Here is a 20,098-nt window from a genome sequence, read left to right on the forward strand (position 1 = left end):
GCGGCATGACCGACACGAGCGCGCGCACCGACCTCGGCCCCGTCACGCGGCGGCAGGAGCTCCCGCGTGCGCGCCGGCTCGTGGTCAAGGTCGGTTCGTCGTCGGTCAGCGGCGAGAACACCGGGCAGATCGCTCCGCTCGTCGACGCCATCGCGGCGGCGCACGCGCGGGGCACCGAGGTGGTCCTGGTGTCCTCCGGCGCGATCGCGACGGGCTTCCCGTTCCTCGGGCTCGAGGGGCGCCCGGACGACCTCGCCACCCAGCAGGCGGCGGCGGCCACGGGGCAGAACGTGCTCATGTTCCGGTACCAGAAGGAACTCGACCGCCACGGCGTCGTCGCGGCGCAGGTCCTGCTGACCGCTGGCGACATGCAGAACCCGACGCACCGGGTCAACGCCCAGCGCGCGGTCGACCGGCTGCTCGCGTTGCGGGTGCTGCCGATCGTCAACGAGAACGACACGGTCGCCACGCACGAGATCCGCTTCGGCGACAACGACCGGCTCGCGGCGCTCGTCGCCCGGCTCCTCGGCGCCGACGCGCTCGTGCTGCTGTCGGACGTCGAGTCGCTGTACACGCGGCCGCCGGAGCACCCGGACGCCGAGCCCATCGACGAGGTGCCGTTCGGCGACGAGCTCGCGGGGGTCACCTTCGGCTCGGTCGGCAAGGCCGGGGTCGGCACCGGGGGAGCGGGGACGAAGGTGGCTGCGGCGCGGCTCGCGGCCGAGGCCGGCACCGCGGTGCTGGTGACGGCGACGTCGCTGGTGGACCGGGCACTCGCCGGGGAGCACGTCGGCACCTGGTTCCACGCGGCGCCGCGCAGCTGACGGCTGCCGCTGACGGGTCTGCCGCCGGTCGGGTCCGCCGCCGGTCGGGTCCGCCGCTGGTCGGGTCGCCGCCGGTGGGGGCTGCCGTCGCACGGGTCCGCTGCCGGCCGGGAGGCGCAGGGCGTCTCCGCCACGTCGGTCCGGCCGGACGACGTACCTGCGCGAGACGCCGCCGAGCACGCGGGACACCGTCACCGCGTCGAGACGCCGGCGGGCACGGGACCATCTCGGTGGGACCGGCCCGTCCCGGCCTGACGCCGGTGCTCCGCGCGGGCGGACGCCGGTGCTCCGCGCGGGCGGACGCCGGTGCTCCGCGCGGGCGGACGCCGGTGCTCGGCGGTGTCCGGGTCGGTGGGAGCACCCCCTCGGTGACGTGCGCGGAGTCCTGCACCGGAGTGGTGCCTCCCGGTCGACTCCACAGGTGTGACGCGAGCAGCGTCACGGTCCGGGTGGTCGACCTAGTATCGGACCATGTCGTCGACCGTCACCGCTCCCTCCCTCACCGACAAGCTCGTCGCAGCGCGCGGCGCATCGTCGGTACTCGCGACGGCCACCACCGCGGTCAAGGACGAGGCCCTGCGTGCCGTGGCAGCAGCGGTCCGTGCGGGGGCGGACCGCATCGTCGCCGCGAACCACGAGGACCTCGTGGCGGGTGAGGACGGCGGGCTCTCGTCGGGACTCCTGGACCGCCTGCGTCTCGATGCCGCCCGGATCGAGGCGTTGGCCGCGGCGGTGGAGCACGTGGTCGGGCTGACGGATCCGGTCGGCGAGCACATGCGCGGCTCGCGGCTGCCGAACGGCCTGCAGCTCACGCAGGTCCGTGTGCCCTTCGGCGTGGTCGGCGCCATCTACGAGGCACGGCCCAACGTCACCGTCGACATCGCCGCGCTCGCGCTGAAGAGCGGCAACGCGGTGGTGCTCCGAGGCGGGTCGGCGGCCCAGCGCACGAACGCGGAGCTCGTCGAGCGCATCCGGCAGGCGGTCGCCTCGGTCGGGCTGCCCGCCGACCTCGTCCAGACCATCGACGAGTTCGGGCGGCAGGGCGCGACGGAGCTCATGCGTGCCCGCGGGCTGGTCGACGTGCTCGTCCCGCGGGGGAGCGCATCGCTCATCCAGACCGTGGTGACCGAGTCGCAGGTGCCCGTGATCGAGACCGGCGCGGGCGTGGTGCACGTGTTCCTCGACGCCTCGGCGCCGCTCGAGCGCTCCGTCGACATCGTCCTCAACAGCAAGGTCCAGCGACCGAGCGTCTGCAACGCGCTCGAGACCCTCCTCGTGCACGAGCAGTCAGCCGAGCGGCTCCTCCCCGTGCTCGCGGACCGCCTCCGCGCGGCCGGCGTCACCCTTCGTGGCGACGACGCCACGCGCACGATCGTGCCCGGGGTGCTCCGCGCGACCGAGGCCGACTGGGCGACCGAGTCGATGGACCTCGACCTGTCCATCCGCGTCGTGCCCGACGTCGACGCCGCGATGGCGCACATCGCCCGCTGGTCGACCCACCACACGGAATCGATCGTCACGAACGACGTCGACACGGCCGAGCGCTTCCTCGCCGGGGTCGACTCCGCGGTCGTCATGGCGAACGCCTCGACACGCTTCACCGACGGCGGCGAGTTCGGCTTCGGCGCAGAGGTCGGCATCTCGACCCAGAAGCTGCACGCCCGCGGGCCGATGGGCCTGCCCGAGCTCACGAGCACCAAGTGGATCGTGCGCGGGCAGGGACAGATCCGCGGCTAGACTGAGCGGCGACCTCCCCCGACCGAACGGAGCACCGACCGATGACCTTCCTCGCCGAAGCCGCAGAGCACGCATCCGGGGTCCCCGCGTTCGTCTTCCCGATGTGCGGAGCGCTCTTCTTCATCTTCCTCGGGTTCGTGACCTGGAGCTTCCGCGACGTCGCCTACCGTCACTCGCACAAGTTCGAGGCCACCCGCCACCACGAGACGGGTGTCGACGAGTTCGGTCACACCAAGCTCTGACGCGCCGCTCGATGCTCGAGAGCACGGGGCGCCCACGCATCGGTGTGATGGGTGGCACGTTCGACCCCATCCACCACGGACACCTCGTGGCAGCGTCCGAGGTGGCCCGTGCGTTCGACCTGGACGAGGTCGTCTTCGTCCCCACCGGTCAGCCGTACATGAAGTCGGGTGTCACCGACGCGGAGCACCGGTACCTGATGACCGTCGTCGCCACGGCGTCGAACCCGATGTTCACGGTCAGCCGTGTCGACATCGACCGCCCCGGGCCGACCTACACGATCGACACGCTCCGCGACCTGCACGAGCAGCGTCCGGATGCGCAGCTCGTCTTCATCTCGGGCGCGGACGCCGTTCAGCAGATCCTCGACTGGAAGGATCATGATGAGCTGTGGGATCTCGCGCACTTCGTCGCGGTCACCCGGCCGGGCCACGACCTGAGCATCACCGGACTGCCCGAGCGTGACGTGAGCTTGCTCGAAGTCCCCGCCCTGGCGATATCCTCGACCGATTGCCGCGACCGGGTCAGGCGCGGCCACCCCGTGTGGTACTTGGTCCCAGACGGTGTCGTCCAGTACATCTCCAAGCACCACCTGTATCGGAGCGTTGCATGAGTTCGTCCGACGCGCAGCCGCCACTCTCGCGGCGCCAGGCGCGCGAGCGGGAGCGTGCCGCCGCGGCCAGCGGGCAGCCGGTCACGCCGCCGCCGACCGTCGCAGCACCCACCGACGAGCCCGAGGCCCGCCGCCGCCCCGGCTCGCACGTCGCGCCGTCCCCGAGTGGTCCGGCGCAGTCCGCCGCCCGCCCGGCGAGCGGCAGCGAACCGCGGTCGGCCGGTACCGCGCCGCAGTCCGCGGGCTCGGTGTTCCCCCTCACGCCGGCACCGGCCTCCGCGACCGAGATCGTCCCCGGGACCGGCGGGCTCACCCGTCGTCAGCTCCGCCTCATGCGCGAGGCCGAGGGGCAGGCGGTCCAGCCCGTGCCCCTGCAGGCACCCACGCCGCACTCGTCGGACCGCACCGTGCAGGACGTCCTCGGCTCGGTGGACCGACTCGACGAGGACGCGCAGCGCGTCCGCCCCGCGTCGGTCCCGTCGCGTCCGACGCCCGCTCCGGCGACGGCGCGCCCGTCCTCCACGGCAGACGCCGGTCGTTCGTCCGAGGTCCCGCTCGCCCCGACGCCGGCCCGTACGGCAGCCGAGCAGACCGTGGGGCCGGGCTCTGACCGGTCCGGCGACGCCGCGGACGACCTCGACGAGCAGGACACCGCAGCGCCCGCCGCGGACCGTGACGACCACTCCGGCGCCCCGGAGCCGTCGGCCGAGTCGGAACGGCTCGACGCGGCCGCCGTCGCCCAGGCGACCGAGGCGGACGGGTCGCCCGACGCCATCGAGCCGCTGAGCGAGGCCGCCGCCCACGCCGAGGAGCCGCGCCGCCACCGTTCGACCTGGGCGCCACCGGAGGGCGACGAGTCGGACGTCGACGGTGACACCCCACCCGCCTCCGAGGACGCCGCGGCAGCACCGACGCCGGGCGACGTGCCCTCCTCCTCGACGCCCGTGGTCTTCCCGCTGTCGCTCGACGACGACACCAACGAGGTCCCGGTGCAGCGCCCCACGCCCGCCGACGACCGACGGGGCGACGCGGATGCCGCTGCCCCGCGGGTCCCCGCCGCCTTCCAGCGCAGTCCTGAGCCGAAGCCGGTCACCACGGCGTTCGAGCCGCCGGTGGGGCACTGGTCGCAGCAGGCGCAGGACGCCGACGACGCCGAGGTGCACGACGTGACCGGCACCCGCCGCGTCGCCGTGCAGGACACGAACTCGATCGTGCTCCCGAACTCGGCGTTGGCCGACCCGACGGGAGCCCTGAACGCCACCGGTGAGGTCATCCTCACCGGCTCGATCGACCTCCCCGCCTCGCTGTCCTCGACCGGGTCCCACCGGCCGATCGACGGAGCCGAGGTCGACCGGTTGCTGGAGCAGCACGACGAGCAGCCCGAGACGGACGCGAGCCCGGTCCGGGCGAGCCGCGCCGTGTCGAGCCACACCTCGACGCGCCAGGTCGTCCTGGCGGCAGCGAAGCCCAAGGAGTCCCGCACGCCGGTGATCCTCGGCGTCACGGTGGGGGCCGTCGGCCTCGCCGCCGCGGGTGTCATCATCGTCGCCCTCCTCACCACCCACTTCGGCGGCTGACCCCGCCGCCCCGCTCGCTCGGCACATCGAGCACCGATCACCCCGCCGGACGGCCTGGCCGCTGTCGGCGGGGTGGCCTATGATCGGGACCCATCACACGGACGCGCACGCTGCGGGTCCGACGACCGGAAGGACTCCGTGACCGCCTCCCCACGCGCACTGGAACTCGTGCAGATCGCCGCCCAGGCGGCCGACGCGAAGCAGGCCGAAGACCTCGTCGCCCTCGACGTGACCGGGCCGCTGCAGCTCACCGACGTGTTCCTGCTCGCGACCGGTCGGAACGAGCGCAACGTGCTCGCCATCGCGGACGAGATCGAGGACCGGCTGATCGAAGCCGGCGCCAAGCCCCTCCGCCGTGAAGGCCGCACCGAGGGTCGCTGGGTGCTCATCGACTTCGGCGAGATCGTGGTGCACGTCTTCCACGAGGAGGACCGGCAGTACTACGCGCTCGAGCGCCTCTGGTCGGACTGCCCGACGATCCCGCTCGAGCTCCCCGTCGACCACACCGCCTGACCGCGACGCGCCCGGGTGGCGGGGACGATTTCGTCACCCGGGGTTCGCGTGGTGTACGCTTTCATGGTGCCTCCGGGAACGGAGAGCACGGAACAGCAACACACGCAACACTGATCGGGTCTGTGGCGCAGCTGGTAGCGCACCTGCATGGCATGCAGGGGGTCAGGGGTTCGAGTCCCCTCAGATCCACCCGAACACCGAAACCCCGTCGCACTGTGCAGGCACAGGCGGCGGGGTTTCGTCGTCGTCCGGCCGTGCAGGACGACCGGGCCGAGCGACCGCAGACGGCGTTGCAGCAGGCGTCCCGGCCGCGCTCGCGCGTCCCACTACGCTGATGCCCATGAGCAACGACGCGCCCCTGTCCGGATCCGCCCTGACGATCACCGCCGGCGGGTACACCGCCGAGATCGCCTCGGTGGGGGCATCGCTCCGGACGCTCCGTGCCGAGGGCCGCGACCTGGTCGTGCCGTTCGCTGCCGACGAGGTCCGGCCGGCGTTCCGCGGCGCCGTCCTCGCCCCGTGGCCGAACCGCGTCGTCGACGGCCGGTACACCTTCGGCGGACGTGAGCACGAGCTCGCCCTGACCGAGCCGAAGCGCCACCACGCCCTGCACGGCCTGGTCGCCTGGACGGACTTCCGCACCGTCGCCCACGAGCCCGACCGTGCCGTCCTGGCGACGACCGTGCCCGCGCAGGAGGGCTACCCGTTCCGCGTCGACGTCCTCGTCGAGTACCGCGTCGACGGCGACGGCCTGCACACCACGATCACCGGGACGAACGCCGGTGACGACGCCGCGCCGTGGGGGACCGGCCCGCACCCGTACCTCGTCGCCGGCGAGGGCCGCATCGACGACTGGACCCTGACGCTGCCGGCGGCCGAGGTGCTCGAGGTCACCGAGGACCGCCTCGTGCCGACCGGCCTCGCACCCGTGCACGACGAGTTCGACCTGCGCACCGCGACCCTCGTCGGCGAGCGCTTCATCGACCACGCGTTCACCGGGTTCGACCGCGACGCCGAGGGGCTCGCCACCATCGTGCTCACCGCGGCCGACGGCCACGGCGTCCGGGTCTCCTTCGGTCCGGAGTGCGGGTGGGCGCAGGTGCACACCGCCGACCACGTCGTCCCCGAGTACCACCGCGTCGGCCTCGCCGTCGAGCCGATGACCTGCGCGCCGGACGCCTTCAACGCGGGCGAGGACTCCGGTCTCGTCGTGCTCGCGCCCGGTGCCGCCCACGCCGCGTCGTGGACGATCGCCGCGGTCTGACCGGCGCCCGGGTCCTCGTCCGGCGGCTCGACGCGACCCCGGACCTCGGGGCGGTGGCCGCCGCTGCCCCCGGTGACGTCGTCTGGCTCGACTCCGGGCTGCCCGACGGTGCACCCGACACCGCTCACGAGCGCGCCCGCTTGTCCGTCCTCGCGCTGACGGACGGGCCGTTCGCGACCCGGTTCCGGCACGAGGACCGCCGCGCCGTCGTCGACGTCCCGCCCGCGGCCGGGCGCTGGTTCGGGACGAGCCGTACCGAGGACCGCGGGGCGTTCGCCGTGCTCGACGACCTGCTCGACCGCACGCCGGTCCTCGAGGCCCCCGTGCCCGGCTGCGACTTCGCGCTCGGGTGGGTCGGGTTCCTCGGCTACGAGCTCGGCCGCGAGTCCGGCGGCCCGGACCGCACGGCGGACGGGCACGCGGACGCGGACCTGCGGTTCGTCGACCGGGCCGTCGTCGTGCACGCCGACGGGCGTGCCTGGGCGCTCACCCTGGTGACCGACGACGAGCCGGCGGCCAGCGCGGCGAACCGGGCGTGGTCCGAGCAGCCGCACGCGCCCGCGACGCGGGACGGCGCACCGGACGCGACCAGGGGCCTCCCGGCCGCTGCCAGGGGACGCGTGCCGCGCGGCGCCTACGAGGCGGCGGTGGAGGCCTGCCGTGCGGAGATCCGTGAGGGCAACGCGTTCCAGGTGTGCCTCACCACCGCCTTCGCGGTCGCCCCGGTCGGACGGGAGGCACGGGTCGCCGCCCGTGCGGATCGTCACCTGGACGAGTACCTGCGGCTGCGACGCGCGGACCCCGTCCCGTTCGGTGCCTACCTGCGGCTCGGCCCCCTGCGGGTGGCGAGCCGGTCGCCCGAGCGGTTCCTGCGCGTCGACGCGGACGGCACGGTCGTCGCGGAGCCGATCAAGGGGACCCGGCGGCGTGACCCGGACCCGGCACGGGACGCCGTCGTCCGTGCCGGGCTCGAGGCGAGCGCGAAGGACCGCGCCGAGAACGTGATGATCGTCGACCTGCTGCGGAACGACCTGCTCCGCTCCGCGGTGCCCGGGTCGGTGCACGTGGAGCGGCTCTGCGCGGTCGAGACCTACGCGAGCGTGCACCAGCTCGTCTCGACGGTGTCGGCGGTGCTGCCCGTGGGGGCCTCGCGGGCGGCGGTCGTGCACGCGGCGTTCCCGCCGGGGTCGATGACCGGCGCGCCGAAGAGCAGTGCGACGGCGATCGCGGACCGTCTCGAGGGTGCGCCGCGGGGCGTGTACTCGGGCGTGGTCGGGTACTTCTCGGCGGACGGGTCGGTCGACTTGTCGGTGGCCATCCGCACACTGGTGACGGTCCTCGACGAGCGGGGTGCCGAGCGGTCACGGTCCTTCGGAGCAGGTGGCGCCGTCACGTGGTCGTCGGTCGCGGCGGACGAGGCGGACGAGGTCGAGACGAAGACCCGGTCGGTCTTCGGGGCGCTGGGGGTCACCGCCGACTGGTGAGGCCGGGCGTGTCGAACGGGTGTTCGACCCGGGTGTCCACGGATGTCGGACCCGGTTGACATCATCGAACACATGTTCGAATATGAGGGCATGCAGACGGCGGCGGCACTCCTGTCGCCCGGGTCCGAAGGGGCGACCGGGCGGTCCGGCGCTGCCCGGCAGGGGGCCGCGGCGGCTCCCGTGCGGCCCTCGCGGCGCGTCGACCACCTGGGGGACGCCCGGGCCGCGCTCGACCGCATCACGGCACTGCGCTCCCGGGTGGCCGAGATGGAGGCACCCCGGGTCGACGTCCAGGGGCTGCCGACCGCTGCGGCGCTGCAGCCCCTGCTGCCGGGCGGCACGATCCGCGTCGGCGGGTCCTACGCCGTGCAGGAGTCGGTGCTCCTCGCGATGACCATGCTCCAGGCGGCCTCGGCCGAGGGTGCCTGGTGTGCCGTCGTCGGCGTGCCCTCGTTCGGGGTCGAGGCCGCGTCGGCGATGGGCATCGACCTCGAACGACTCGTGCTCGTCCCCGACCCGGGCGACCAGTGGCTCACCGTGACGGCCGCCCTGGCCGACGTCGCCCAGATCGTCCTCACGCGGCCGCTCGGTCGCGTGGTGCCCGGCGACGTCTCGCGGCTCGCGGCCCGGTTGCGGCAGCGCGGTGGGGCGCTCGTCGCGCTCGGGTCGTGGCCGGGTGCCGACGTCACGCTGCGGGTGACCGGGTCGGTGTGGAGCGGGATCGGCGACGGCCACGGGCACCTGGCGGAGCGCCGGGCCACCGTGACCGCGTCGGGCCGGGCGGGGGCAGGACGTCCGGTCAGCGCCGACCTGCTGCTGCCCGCGGCGGACGGCGCGGTGCGGCCCGCGGTCGAGCACGCAGGGGCCGCCGCGGGTCCGTCCCGTGTGCTGCGACCGGTGGCGGTGGCGTCGTGAGCCCGCGGGGACGGGCACGCGCGGCTGCGCCGCGTCCGATGGGGAGCGGGAGCGGGAGCACCGGGGTGCCGGGTGCGGCTGCCGTGCGCGCCGACGCCCTGGCCCGCGGCGGTGCCCTGCCGGAACCGCCCCCGACCCGGACGATCGTGCTGTGGTGCCCGGACTGGCCCGTCATCGCCGCGGCCCGGGCAGCGGGTTCGCCCCCTGACCACCCGTTCGCCCTGGTGGCGAAGGGCCTGGTGTTCGCCAGTTCGGCCAGCGCCCGGCAGCAGGGCGTCGTGCGCGGTCTCCGCGTGCGCGAGGCCCAGGCACGGTGCCCCGAGCTCGTGGTCGAGCCCTACGACGACGCACTCGACCACCGGGCGTTCGAACCCGTCATCCGCGCGATCGAGGAGGCCGTCCCCGGGGTCGAGGTCCTGCGGCCCGGCACGGTCGCGCTGCGGTCACGCGGTCCGGCGCGCTACTACGGCGGTGAGCGGGCCGCGGCGGCGACCCTCGCGGGCATCGCGGCCGACCACGGCGCCCCGGGGGTGCGTGCCGGGGTGGCGGACACCCCGTTCGCGGCGGAGCAGGCCGCGCGTGCCCGGCCCGTGCGGCCCGGCGAGCGGGTGCGGATCGTGCCCGTCGGCGGGTCGGCGACGTTCCTGGCGGACCTGCCGCTCGGCGTGCTCGGCGACGCCGACCTGGCGATGGTGCTCGGGCGGCTCGGCATCGCGACCCTCGGGGACTTCGCCGCGCTCGGCGACGAGCAGGTGCGCGACCGGTTCGGTGTGGCCGGGGCGTTCCTGCACCGGCTGGCGGGCGGGCGTGACCCGCGAGAGGTCGCCGCGCGTGCGGTGCCGCCGGAGCTCCGGGTCGAGGCGTCCTTCGAACCACCGCTCGACCGTGCCGACCAGATCGCGTTCGCGTTCCGGCGGTCGGCCGACGACTTCGCCGCGCGGTTGCGGGCGGCGGGTCTCGTCGCGACCACGATCCGGGTCGGCATCGTCGACGAGCGCGACCTGCTGCTCGAGCGCACCTGGGTGCACCCGCGCTGGTTCGACGCCGCCGACGTGGTCGACCGGGTGCGGTGGCAGCTCGCCGGCGGGGTGGACCCCACGGGGCTCGAGGCGCCCGTGGTCCAGGTGGTGCTCGAGCCGGTCGCGGTCGACGACGCGGCGAACCACGAGCGCGGGCTGTGGGGGACCGGGCCGGACGAGCGCGTGCACCACGCCCTGGCCCGTGTGCAGGGGCTCGTCGGGCACGAGGGGGTGGTGACCCCGCGGATCGGCGGCGGGCGCACGCTGGCCGAACGGGTCGTGCTCGTGCCGTGGGGCGACGCCCCCGTGGGTGGTGAGCGCGCGCTGGCGACGGTGCGCGACCGGCCGTGGCCGGGCAGACTGCCCGGGCCGCCGCCCGCCACCGTGCTCGAACGGCCGCGACCCGTCGACGTCGTCGCGGCCGGCGGCGAGACCGTGGACGTGGACGACCGAGGCGCACTGACCGGTGCGCCCGAGCGGTTCCGCGCCGAGGGGGAGCGCGGCGGACGCTTCGCGCCGGTGACCGCGTGGGCGGGGCCCTGGCCGCTGGTCGTGCGGTGGTGGGAGGCCGGCGGACGACGACTGCACCGGATGCAGCTCGTCGACGGGGACGGCCGCGCCTGGTACCTGGTGCTCGCCGACCACCGCTGGTGGGCCGAGGCGGTCGCGACGTGAGGAGTTCCTGATGGGCTACAGCAACCCGCCGATCCCGTGGTCGCAGTTCGAGCGGGCGCTGTCGGACAAGCGCCCGGACAGCGCGCACGCCGGGGACGGCGGTGACAGCCCGGCCTGGTCGCGCAAGCGGTCCCGGTACGTCCCCCCGACGCCGGCGTCCGACGACGACGCTCCGGTCGTCCCGTACGCGGAGCTGCACGCGCACTCGACCTTCAGCTTCCTCGACGGCGCGAGCGGGCCCGAGCACCTGGTGGAGGAGGCAGCGCGCCTGCACCTGCACGGCCTGGCGCTGACCGACCACGACGGGTTCTACGGCGCCGCACGGATGGCCGAGGTCGCCGAGGCGTACCCGACCGTGACGACCGTGTACGGCACCGAGCTGTCCCTGGGGCTGACCGAGCCGCAGAACGGCGTGCCCGATCCCGAGGGCACCCACCTGCTGCTGCTCGCCGACGGGCAGGACGGGTACCACCGGCTCGCTGCCGCGGTCACCCGGGCGCACCTCGCCGCCGGGGCCGAGAAGGGGCGGCCGCAGTACGACCTCGACGAGCTCGCCGCACGGGCGGAGGGGCACTGGCGGGTCCTGACGGGCTGCCGGAAGGGCTCCGTGCGCCAGGCCCTCGAGCGCGGTGGCGAGTCCGCGGCGGACGAGGCACTGCGGGCGCTGCTCGACCGCTTCGGCACGGCCGGGGTGGTCGTCGAGCTCACCGACCACGGCGAGCCGCTCGACAGCGCCAGGAACGACGTCCTCGCGTCGCTCGCGACCCGGCACGGGCTGTCCGTCGTGGCGACCGGGAACGTGCACTACGCGACGCCGGACCGTTTCCCGGTGGCGACCGCGCTCGCGGCCGTACGGGCGCGGCGCAGCCTCGACGAGATCGACGGCTGGTTGCCCGCGGCGCCGACCGCACACCTGCGCTCCGGTGCGGAGATGGCACGGCGGTTCGCGCGCTGGCCCGGTGCCGTCGAGACGAGCGTGGAGCTGGCGGACGAGCTCGGCTTCCGACTCCGGTCCGCCAAGCCGGGCCTGCCGGACGTCGAGGTGCCCGAGGGACACACGACGATGTCGTGGCTCCGCGAGCTCACCTGGCGCGGTGCCCGACGGTTCTACCCGGGCAGCGCGGACGGTGTCGACCCGCAGAAGCGCGAGCGGATCGAGCGGGAGCTCTCGGTCATCGCGGACAAGGACTTCCCGGGCTACTTCCTGATCGTGCGGGACATGGTGCAGTACGCCCGCGACCGCGGCATCCTCTGCCAGGGGCGCGGGTCGGCCGCGAACTCGGCGGTCTGCTACCTGCTCGAGATCACCGCGGTGGACTCGATCCGGTACGGGCTGCCGTTCGAGCGGTTCCTGTCGGCGATGCGCGACGAGGAGCCCGACATCGACGTCGACTTTGACTCGGACCGTCGCGAAGAGGTGATCCAGTACGTCTACGAGAAGTACGGCCGGTTCAACGCCGCCCAGGTCGCGAACGTCATCACCTACCGCCCGAAGGGCGCCGTGCGCGACATGGCGAAGGCGCTCGGGCACAGCCCCGGGCAGCAGGACGCCTGGTCGAAGCAGGTCGAGCGGTGGGGTTCGGTCACCGAGAGCCAGGACCACGACATCCCGGACACCGTGGTCGACATGGCGCAGCAGGTGCTCGGGTTCCCGCGGCACCTCGGCATCCACTCCGGCGGCATGGTGCTCACCGACCGCCCGGTGGGCGAGGTCGTACCGATCGAACACGCCCGGATGGACGGCCGCACGGTCCTGCAGTGGGACAAGGACGACTGCGCCTACATGGGGCTCGTGAAGTTCGACATGCTCGGGCTGGGGATGCTCGCGGCGCTGCAGTACGCATTCGACCTGGCCGACGAGCACTGCGGGGAGCGCTGGGACATGCACTCGATCCCGAAGGAGGAACAGGGGGTCTACGACCAGCTGTGCCGGGCGGACACGATCGGGGTGTTCCAGGTCGAGTCCCGTGCGCAGATGGGCACGCTGCCGCGCCTGCTGCCCCGACGGTTCTACGACCTGGTGATCGAGGTCGCCCTGGTGCGTCCCGGGCCGATCCAGGGCGGTGCCGTGCACCCGTACATCCGGCGCCGCACGGGCGAGGAACCCATCACCTACATCCACCCGTCGCTCGAACCCGTGCTCGAACGGACGCTCGGGGTGCCGCTGTTCCAGGAGCAGCTCATGCAGATGGCGATCGCGGTCGGCGGGTGCTCGGGCGACGACGCGGACCTGCTCCGCCGGGCGATGGGGTCGAAGCGGGGCCTCGAGAAGATCGAGCGGCTGCGCGAGAAGCTCTACGCCGGGATGGCCGCGAACGACATCCACGGCGCGGACGCCGACGCCATCTACGCGAAGATCCAGGCGTTCGCCAACTTCGGGTTCGCGGAGAGCCACTCCATCAGCTTCGCGCTCATCGTCTACGCGAGCGCCTGGATGCGGCTGCACTACCCGGGGGCGTTCCTCGCGGCGCTGCTCCGGGCGCAGCCGATGGGGTTCTACTCGCCGCAGACCCTGGTGGCCGACGCGCGGCGGCACGGGGTGCGGGTGCTCCGGCCGGACGTCCTGCGTTCCGCGGTCGACGCGACGCTCGAACCCGTGGGTGGCGATGGCGACGACCACGACCACGACCACGGCGACGGTCACGACCACGGCGGCGACGGTGACGGCGCCGGGCCCGTCGGGACGGGTGCTCCGCGGGCGCGAACCACGGGCGCGGACGCCTGCCTGGCCGAGGAGCAGCCGCCGGTGCTGCCGTTCGACGCCTCCCTCCCCGACGACACCGCCGACCACCGGCGCGACGGTGCCTTCGCGGTCCGCCTCGGGTTGGTCGAGGTCGCCTCGCTCGGTCGCCGGAGCGCCGAGGCCATCGTCGCCGAGCGGGACGCGCACGGGCCGTTCACCGACATGTCCGACCTGGCCCGACGGGTGCGCCTGAGCACGGCGCAGCTCGAGGCGCTGGCGGCCGCGGACGCCTTCGCCGGACTCGGCATCGACCGGCGCAGCGGCATGTGGTCGGCCGCCCAGGCCGCGGCGGAGCGACCCGACCAGCTGCCGGACACGCAGGTCACCGTGCAGCCGCCGCTGTTCGGGCAGATGACGAGCGGGGACGTCCTGATCGCCGACATGTGGTCGACGGGCATGACGACCGATGACCACCCGGTGCGGCACGTCCGTCCGCGCCTGGCCGCCCGCGGAGCACTGAGCGTGCTGGACACCGCGACCGCGGAGACCGGTCGGCGCGTCGAGGTCGGCGGGATCGTCACCCACCGGCAGCGTCCGGCGACGGCGTCGGGGATCACCTTCATGAACGTCGAGGACGAGACCGGACTGGTCAACGTGATCTGCAGCGTCGGGGTCTGGGGTCGCTACCGGCGGGTGGCGCGCGAGTCCCCGGCCGTGGTGGTGCGGGGGATCCTCGAGCGGTCACCCGACGGGGTCGTGAACCTGGTGGCGGACCGGATCGAGCACCTGCCGCTGGGGGTGCGGACACGGTCGCGCGACTTCCAGTGACCCGGTGCGCCCGGACGCGGTGCGCCCGGACGCGGTGCGCCGAACGCGCCGTGCGCTCGACCGCAGGCCGCGATGCGTCAGGACCCGGTCTGCTCGCGCACCACGGGCACGCGGACGGTGACCTCGAGGCCACCGGAGCGGACGTTGCGGAGGGCCACCGTGCCTCCCGACCGTTCCGCGATGGCGCGCACGATCGCGAGCCCGAGTCCGGAGCCGCCCGGCATCGGGACCCCACCGCTCTCCGGATCGGGGTGCCGGCGCGAGGTCCTGGCCTCGTCCGGGCGGGTGAACCGGTCGAACGCGACCGGGATGAACGACTCGGGCACACCCGGACCGTCGTCCGTGACCTGCAGGACGCCCGCGTCGCCCTCGACGCGCCAGGAGACGAACACGCCGCCACCGCGGGGGAGTGCCGCGACCGCGTTGCTCGCGGTGTTCGTGACGAGCTGGGCGATGCCGCCGGTGTCGAGCCGGAAGCGTGGTTCCGCCGGTTCGCCGTGTCCGTCGGACGACGGACCGTCGACGGTGGTCGTCGCCGGAGCGCCGCTGCCGGTGCCGTCGGCCGACGTGCCGGTCGTCGGTGCAGGCGGTTCGAGGTCGAAGTCGACGGTGACGTCCTTCGCCGACGCGATGAGCCGGACACGGTCGACGGCGGCCATGACCTCGTCGCCGAGGTCGCTCCACGATGTCGTCGCCTGCGCACCGTCCTGTTCGCGACGCTCCGACTCCTCGATGCGGGACAGTGTGAGCAGGTCGTTCGCCAGACGCGAGAGCCGGGCGACGCTGCGCTTGGCACGGTCGATGTGCGCCGCGAGCGCCTCGGCGTCGTCCCCGTCGAGCGACGCCAGGTCGAGCTGCGTGGTGAGGATGGCGAGCGGGGTCCGCAGCTCGTGGCTGGCGTCCGACACCATCTGCCGCTCGCGTTCGGTCGCCTGGCGGGTCCGTGCGAGGAACGCGTTCAACGTGGTGGCGAGCGAGGCCAGCTCGTCCTGCGCCGGCCCGACCGGCAGCTCGGCGCGTTCGGGGGCGACGGAGAGCCGCTCGGCCTCGCGACGCATGCGGTTCACGGGCCGGAGTGCTGCGGTGGCGAGCGCCCAGGACGCGACGCCGAAGGCGATGAGGATCGCCAGCCCGGTCAGCGACAGTGTGGTGGTGAGGTCGTCGACGACGATGGCCTCGGCCTGCGAGTTGCGCGCCGCCACGACCGTCCACCGGCCCGCCTGGTTGACCGGGTGCTCGATGACGACGCGGTACTCCGAGCCGGAGACCGTGATGAGCGAGGTGCCGGCCCGCGTGGACGTCAGACTGCCCAGGGCCCGTTCGACGCGTGGCGGCATGGTCGACAGCCGGATCTGCCCCGACGGGGCCACGACCGCGACGAGCTGCGCGTTGCCGGGTGCCGACAGGTCGGGGTCGCTGTCCACCTCGAGCGTCGCCACGTAGGGGTCGACGTCGGCGTCGAGCAGCGTCCGGGTGGCGCTCGCCACGACGCTGACGACCTGGAACCGCATGACGAGCACGAGCAGCACGATCACGACGGCGGCGATGGCCGTCGAGCCGATGGTGATCCGGGCGCGGAGGGACAGCACCCGCAACGGCCGGGGCAGCCCGCCGCGGCGACGGGATGCCGGTGTCGGTGCGGGGTCCGTCACGCTCCGAGCAGGTCGAGTCGGTAGCCGCGGCCCCTGACGGTGGCGATGGCGACCGTCGCCTCGTGCGAGGTCAGCTTCTTGCGGAGGTACGAGATGTACTGCTCGACGACGTTCGGGTCGACGTGCTGTGAGCCGTCCCAGACCTCCTCGAGGATCTTCGGTCGGTCGACGACGGTGCCGACCTGCCGCGCGAGCAGGCGGAGCAGGGCGAACTCGGTCGGGCTGACGGCGACGCGCTGGCCCTTGATCGAGATGCGGCGGGCCTCGGAGTCGATGGCGACGTCGCCGACCTCGATGGTGCGCTGTCCGGCGGCGGACTCGCGTCGGCCGAGGGCGCGGAGCCGGGCCGTGAGCTCGGCGAAGGCGAAGGGCTTCGTCAGGTAGTCGTCGGCGCCGGCATCGAGCCCGAACACCCGGTCGTCGACGGCATCGCGCGCGGTGACCAGCAGGATGCGGACCGGGTCCTCGCGCTCGCGGATCCGCCGGGCCAGCTCGAAGCCGGACATGCCCGGCATCATCACGTCCACGACCGCGAGGTCGAAGGCCTGCTCGCCGAGGGCGATGAGCGCCTCGACCCCGTTCTCGACCGCGGTGACGCGGTACCCCTCTGCGGCGAGCCCACGCTCCATGAGCGCGCGCATCTCGTCGTCGTCCTCGACCACCAACAGGCGCATGATCGACCTCCTCGGACCCATCGTGGCAGGGAACGGCCGATCCGGGGAGGATCCCGCCCTGAACTCGCTGAATCTCGTCACAGCGACCCGACCGGTCCCGTTCGCGGGGCAGAACGGTCTGTCCCGCGGAGTGGGGTGGTGATCGGCGACGAGCCCCGTTGCTATGCTCCGCACCGGACGCGGCGTACCCGACGTGGTGTCCGTAGGGGGCACCGTGCAGGATCAGTCGAACACGCAGGACCGGTCAGACCAGTCCGTCCACCCGGCCATCGCCCGGCTGCACGCCGAGCTCGAGGCCGCTCGGCGCGGCATCGACGTGCTCGACGAGCTCGAGGCCGCTCGCCGCGAGCGCGTCGTCGCCGAGATGCTCAGTGCCGTGCCGGACCTCGCGAGCCGGGCGGCGTACGAGGCGGGCACCGACGGTGTCGTCGCGACCATCCGCCGCTTCGCCGTGGTCGAGGACGACCAGGACGAGTCCACGACGGCGCTCTGGGACCGGGTCGTGCTGACCGCGGTCGAGGCGGCGGCCGCCGTCGACGGGGCGCCCCGGGATGCGGCTGCGCGGACCGGCACGACGACCGGGCCGGCCCGGACCGTCGCGGGGCGCATCGCAGCAGCACACTGACGAGCAGCGGCAGCGGCAGCGGCAGCGGCAGTACCAGCACCAGCGTCAGCAGCCGCTGCAGCAGCGGCCGTCAGTCGTCCTCGCCGAGCAGTTCCTCGCGCACGCGCCGGATGTCCTCGAGCAGCGCCCCGATGAGCACCCAGTGCCGTGAGTTCGGGCGGACGACCTCGAGCGGCGCCGTCAGTGCGGGCTCCGACGTGTCGGGTTCCGCACGATCGGCCCCGACGATGCCGTCGCGCTCCGAGTGGTGCAACCGGGTCGCCTCGACCCGCGCGCTCAGCGCTCGGACGTCCGCACCGATCCGCGCGACCTCGGTCGCGATGCTGCCCACCACCGGATCCGCGCGCAGGTCCGGGGCGGTGTTGTCCCGGATCGCCCGCGTCATCCCGGTGACCCGGGTGACGAGCACACGCAGGTGCTCGGCGACCGCCGTGTCCCGCTCGAGGATCGTGCGGTGCCGTCCGCCGCGGGGGTTCATCGTCAAGGACTCGCCTGCGGCGGTGAGGGAGGCCTCCGCTCGCGCGTGCTGCTGTCGGAGCGCCCGGGCCTGCAGGAGCGCGTCGTGCCAGCGTGCCTCGTCCCAGCCCTCGGTGAGCCCGATCGCGATCCGCTCGAACGCCGCCGCCGTGTCGCGTGCGAGTCGCGCCACGGCCAGGTGCGCGGGTTCGAGCAGGACCGGCGGCACGATGACGGCGTTCACCGCGAGTGCGACGACCGCACCGATCACGGTCTCCAGGATCCGGTCCGCTGAGTAGTTCGGTGTCACGACCCCCGCGGTCAGCACGAGCATGCCGCTGATGCCGACCTGCGTGGCGGACGTCGGGGTGAGCCGCAGCGCCCAGCTCAGCAGGATCGCGAGCACGATGACGACGAGCACGACCCAGACGGCGTCGCCGAGCAGCAGGTGGAAGCCGGTGGCCAGCACGACGCCGAGCACCACGCCCGCACTCCGCTCGAGCCCCTTGACGAAGGACTGGTTGATGCTCGGCTGCACGACGAGCAGCGCGGCGATCGCGGCGAAGGTCGGGAACGGCCCGTCGATGAGCAGCCGGCAGAGCAGCACCGCCGCGACCACCGCGACCGCGGTCTTGACGACCTGCAGGAACGGCGTGCGGGCGGAACTGCGGAGGCGCGCGACCGGGTTCACGACGACCACGGTAGCCACGAGCCGCACGCCGAGCCGTGCACGATGGCGACGAAACCGCTCCGGCACGGTTGACTGGTCCCGTGTGGCCCAACCACGAGCGTGTCATCCCGCAGGCCTTCGCCGGCTCCGGGACCTCCGTCGTCGCCGCACGTGCCCACTCGGTCGAACCGTCGGGGAACGGCTACCTCTACGGCTACGAGGTCGACACGGTCGACCGCACGGGGCAGCGCGCCACCGTCCTGACCTACGTCGACACCGGTGGCACGCACGACCAGAACAGCGCGATCGTCACCGACCCGTCCACCGGCGAGGCCGTCTCGGTGTGGGCCTACCCGAACGACCCCGGCCTGCCCGTCCTGCCGCAGGTGACGTACCGCGACGCCGTCGCCGAGCTCCTGACCGGGCTCGGCATGCCCGTGACGGACCCGACCCTGTCGGTCGCCGCGTACCGACCGGGCAAGCGCGCCGTCGTCCGCGTCGACGCCCCGGAGCGCACCGTCTTCCTGAAGATCGTCCGGCCGCACCGGGTCGCGCCGATCGTCGAGTCCCACGAGCAGTTCGTCACGGCCGGTCTGCCGGTGCCACGGGTGCTGTCGAGTCGCGGGGACGGCCTGCTCGTGCTCGAGCGGATCCGCGGGGTGCCCGCAGGCAGCCGCATCACCGAGATCGCCGACGACCCGCGCTTCGTCGCCTCGCTCGCCGCACTGACCGGTCGCATCGCGACGGTCCCGATGACGCAGCAGGCCCGCGCCGACGCAATGGACCACGCCGACTGGCACCGCCGCACGCTGGTCGCCGCCCTGCCGCAGGACGCGCAGGAGATCGACGAGCTCTACGACGCCATCGGTCGCCGCTCGATCGGCTGGGGGAGCGCGACGAAGCAGGTCGTGCACGGCGACCTGCACCTCGAGCAGGTCTTCGTCGACGAGGACGAACCGTGGCGCATCTCCGGCCTGCTCGACATCGACACCGCCGGGTGGGGCTTCCCGGTGCGGGACATCGGCGCCGTCGTGGCGCACCTCGTCGTGACCGGTCTCTGGCACCGGTCCCGAGGAGACGCCGAACGCGGCGCCGCGGCCGAGCGGCTCGCCGACGCGGTCGCGCGGGACTGGGTCGCACGGAACCCCGCCGAGGCCGCCCGGATCGGCCCGGCCATCGGCGCGCAGCTCCTCGCACATGCCGGCGGTCAGGCCACCACCGGGTCGGCGAACGGCATCCAGACCGCGCAGCAGCTCCTGGCGGCGACACGTGCGGCGCTCGCCGAGGCCTCGCCCACCGTCCCGTCGGACCGCATGCTGCGTCCACGGTCCGCGCCGCAGGCCTGATCCGCACGATCGGTCGTGGTGCCCGGCACCGGACGGGAGGCGCGTGGCGGCGGCGACCCGTGCCTCCCGTCCGTCCGCTGGTCGCGTCCGCACCGTGCCGGTCGCGGTGCAGCGGGTGTCGGTCCGGCACGCGGTCCTGTCGGCGCGACGCGCGCGGGTCGTGTCGACTCGCCTCCGTCGGTGGGTCCGGAGTAAACTGTGCCCAGCACGCACCGTGTCGTTGCGTGCCGCGTCGATTCCGGACGCGGCGGTCGGTCGCTTGACCGACGTGGGGACGCGGGTCCGTGGTCGTCCGACGGGCAC

General features: G+C 74.0%; 16 protein-coding genes and 1 tRNA gene. 14 read left to right on the forward strand and 3 right to left on the reverse strand.

Annotated features, from left to right (window positions below):
• Positions 1-5: 5 nt before the first annotated feature.
• The 12 genes from proB (at position 6) to QUG93_RS12240 (ending at position 14,372) form a co-directional block, all read left to right on the forward strand.
• Complete coding sequence (gene proB, locus QUG93_RS12185) at positions 6-824, forward strand: glutamate 5-kinase (RefSeq protein WP_289474233.1); 819 nt, start codon at positions 6-8, stop codon at positions 822-824.
• Between the two features lie 471 nt (positions 825-1,295).
• Positions 1,296-2,561, forward strand: coding sequence for a glutamate-5-semialdehyde dehydrogenase (locus QUG93_RS12190; RefSeq protein WP_289474235.1), 1,266 nt, complete (start codon positions 1,296-1,298; stop codon positions 2,559-2,561).
• A 41-nt stretch (positions 2,562-2,602) separates the two neighbouring features.
• Entirely contained in the window at positions 2,603-2,803 is a 201-nt protein-coding gene (locus QUG93_RS12195) for a hypothetical protein (RefSeq protein WP_289474237.1), read from the forward strand.
• A gap of 11 nt (positions 2,804-2,814) precedes the next feature.
• The gene (gene nadD / locus QUG93_RS12200) at positions 2,815-3,414 is read left to right on the forward strand and encodes a nicotinate-nucleotide adenylyltransferase (RefSeq protein ID WP_289474239.1); all 600 of its coding nucleotides are present in this window, start codon (positions 2,815-2,817) and stop codon (positions 3,412-3,414) included.
• Entirely contained in the window at positions 3,411-4,991 is a 1,581-nt protein-coding gene (locus QUG93_RS12205; RefSeq protein WP_289474241.1) for a hypothetical protein, read from the forward strand. Before nadD ends, QUG93_RS12205 begins: the two co-directional genes overlap by 4 nt.
• Positions 4,992-5,129: 138 nt before the next feature.
• The gene (rsfS, locus tag QUG93_RS12210; RefSeq protein ID WP_289474243.1) at positions 5,130-5,504 is read left to right on the forward strand and encodes a ribosome silencing factor; all 375 of its coding nucleotides are present in this window, start codon (positions 5,130-5,132) and stop codon (positions 5,502-5,504) included.
• Between the two features lie 116 nt (positions 5,505-5,620).
• Positions 5,621-5,693 (forward strand) — tRNA-Ala (locus tag QUG93_RS12215).
• Between the two features lie 151 nt (positions 5,694-5,844).
• A complete protein-coding gene (locus tag QUG93_RS12220) occupies positions 5,845-6,768 on the forward strand; it encodes an aldose 1-epimerase family protein (RefSeq protein ID WP_289474245.1) in 924 nt (307 codons plus the stop codon).
• A complete protein-coding gene (locus QUG93_RS12225; RefSeq protein ID WP_289474247.1) occupies positions 6,747-8,252 on the forward strand; it encodes an anthranilate synthase component I family protein in 1,506 nt (501 codons plus the stop codon). The genes QUG93_RS12220 and QUG93_RS12225 overlap by 22 nt, the downstream gene beginning before the upstream one ends.
• 72 nt (positions 8,253-8,324) lie before the next feature.
• Positions 8,325-9,167, forward strand: coding sequence for a DnaE2-dependent mutagenesis accessory factor ImuA' (gene imuA', locus QUG93_RS12230; RefSeq protein WP_289474249.1), 843 nt, complete (start codon positions 8,325-8,327; stop codon positions 9,165-9,167).
• A 38-nt stretch (positions 9,168-9,205) separates the two neighbouring features.
• Positions 9,206-10,861, forward strand: coding sequence for a DNA polymerase Y family protein (locus QUG93_RS12235; RefSeq protein ID WP_289474251.1), 1,656 nt, complete (start codon positions 9,206-9,208; stop codon positions 10,859-10,861).
• 10 nt (positions 10,862-10,871) lie between these two features.
• Positions 10,872-14,372, forward strand: a complete 3,501-nt coding sequence (locus tag QUG93_RS12240) for an error-prone DNA polymerase (RefSeq protein ID WP_289474254.1) — start codon at positions 10,872-10,874, stop codon at positions 14,370-14,372.
• Between the two features lie 77 nt (positions 14,373-14,449).
• Here QUG93_RS12240 and QUG93_RS12245 read toward each other — a convergent pair whose 3' ends face one another.
• Together QUG93_RS12245 and QUG93_RS12250 are read right to left on the reverse strand one after the other, a co-directional pair.
• Positions 14,450-16,024, reverse strand: coding sequence for a sensor histidine kinase (locus tag QUG93_RS12245; protein WP_289474256.1), 1,575 nt, complete (start codon positions 16,022-16,024; stop codon positions 14,450-14,452).
• The gene (locus QUG93_RS12250; protein WP_289474258.1) at positions 16,021-16,698 is read right to left on the reverse strand and encodes a response regulator transcription factor; all 678 of its coding nucleotides are present in this window, start codon (positions 16,696-16,698) and stop codon (positions 16,021-16,023) included. The genes QUG93_RS12245 and QUG93_RS12250 overlap by 4 nt, the downstream gene beginning before the upstream one ends.
• Before the next feature lie 214 nt (positions 16,699-16,912).
• Between QUG93_RS12250 and QUG93_RS12255 the strand changes: the two genes are divergently transcribed.
• A complete protein-coding gene (locus QUG93_RS12255; RefSeq protein ID WP_289474260.1) occupies positions 16,913-17,323 on the forward strand; it encodes a hypothetical protein in 411 nt (136 codons plus the stop codon).
• A 70-nt stretch (positions 17,324-17,393) separates the two neighbouring features.
• Here QUG93_RS12255 and QUG93_RS12260 read toward each other — a convergent pair whose 3' ends face one another.
• Positions 17,394-18,470, reverse strand: a complete 1,077-nt coding sequence (locus QUG93_RS12260) for an FUSC family protein (protein ID WP_289474262.1) — start codon at positions 18,468-18,470, stop codon at positions 17,394-17,396.
• Positions 18,471-18,550: 80 nt separating this feature from the next.
• Here QUG93_RS12260 and QUG93_RS12265 point away from each other — a divergent pair, with 80 nt between their 5' ends.
• Positions 18,551-19,795, forward strand: coding sequence for a phosphotransferase enzyme family protein (locus QUG93_RS12265; protein WP_289474264.1), 1,245 nt, complete (start codon positions 18,551-18,553; stop codon positions 19,793-19,795).
• Positions 19,796-20,098: the final 303 nt, after the last annotated feature.

The organism is Curtobacterium caseinilyticum (assembly GCF_030363035.1).
Taxonomy (GTDB): Bacteria; Actinomycetota; Actinomycetes; order Actinomycetales; family Microbacteriaceae; genus Curtobacterium; species Curtobacterium caseinilyticum.

Excerpts from the sequence above, each read along its gene's own strand:
- QUG93_RS12235 (WP_289474251.1), top strand. The coding sequence starts at position 9,206 with ATGGGGAGCGGGAGCGGGAGCACCGGGGTGCCGGGTGCGGCTGCCGTG.
- QUG93_RS12205 (WP_289474241.1), top strand. The coding sequence starts at position 3,411 with ATGAGTTCGTCCGACGCGCAGCCGCCACTCTCGCGGCGCCAGGCGCGC.
- nadD (WP_289474239.1), top strand. The coding sequence starts at position 2,815 with ATGCTCGAGAGCACGGGGCGCCCACGCATCGGTGTGATGGGTGGCACG.
- QUG93_RS12220 (WP_289474245.1), top strand. The coding sequence starts at position 5,845 with ATGAGCAACGACGCGCCCCTGTCCGGATCCGCCCTGACGATCACCGCC.
- QUG93_RS12195 (WP_289474237.1), top strand. The coding sequence starts at position 2,603 with ATGACCTTCCTCGCCGAAGCCGCAGAGCACGCATCCGGGGTCCCCGCG.
- imuA' (WP_289474249.1), top strand. The coding sequence starts at position 8,325 with ATGTTCGAATATGAGGGCATGCAGACGGCGGCGGCACTCCTGTCGCCC.
- QUG93_RS12190 (WP_289474235.1), top strand. The coding sequence starts at position 1,296 with ATGTCGTCGACCGTCACCGCTCCCTCCCTCACCGACAAGCTCGTCGCA.
- proB (WP_289474233.1), top strand. The coding sequence starts at position 6 with ATGACCGACACGAGCGCGCGCACCGACCTCGGCCCCGTCACGCGGCGG.
- QUG93_RS12240 (WP_289474254.1), top strand. The coding sequence starts at position 10,872 with ATGGGCTACAGCAACCCGCCGATCCCGTGGTCGCAGTTCGAGCGGGCG.
- QUG93_RS12250 (WP_289474258.1), bottom strand. The coding sequence starts at position 16,698 with ATGCGCCTGTTGGTGGTCGAGGACGACGACGAGATGCGCGCGCTCATG.